1 protein-coding gene is annotated in these 569 nt (G+C 25.8%); it reads left to right on the top strand.

Annotation, left to right across the window (positions count from 1 at the left end):
* Positions 1–359 precede the first annotated feature (359 nt).
* The coding region (locus tag PF021_RS08520; RefSeq protein WP_271022058.1) for a hypothetical protein at positions 360–569 on the top strand (210 nt) is incomplete at its 3' end.

The following is a 569-nucleotide window of genomic DNA, read 5'->3' as shown; positions in this document are numbered from 1 at the left end:
AAATTTCTAATTAGATTTATTAATATGATTTTTAGAGTTATTATTTAGTTATAGTTTGTTTAGTTAATACAAAAAAGTTTATTTATTAGGTGGTTAAGCAACTAAATCTTTTAGGGTTTCTTTGTATATTTATTTAAATAAAAATAATGTTTTATAATAAGTTAATTAATGTAGATGATGATTCTTGTAATATACTTTATAGAGTAATCTTGAATTATTATTTTATAGTTTTTATAATATTTCCTGTATGTGTTTTATAGTAAGTTATGTTGTTAGAATTTAATGTATTGGTTATGGATTTATATATGGTTTGTTTGGTGAGTGCATAAATCTAAATAAAATAAAAAGAAGAAAATCAATTGTTGATTTTTATAAATGGAAATAACGGCGGAAATGTAAAGGTCCTCTCAAGCACAGGAGAGGAGTTAGCTAGACATGAGTTTTCTGGGAAGATTCTAAGAGATTTAAAGGTATCGCAAAACCAAAGCCTAGAAGGAGTAGGAAAGCTAATTGATGAGACTGCAATTGGTGGGTTTATAAGGAATCTGCCAAGTCAAAATCTAAGAGGT

It is taken from the genome of Helicobacter ibis (assembly GCF_027859255.1).
Classification (GTDB): Bacteria; Campylobacterota; Campylobacteria; order Campylobacterales; family Helicobacteraceae; genus Helicobacter_D; species Helicobacter_D ibis.
This window is presented reverse-complemented; position numbering and strand designations above follow the sequence as displayed.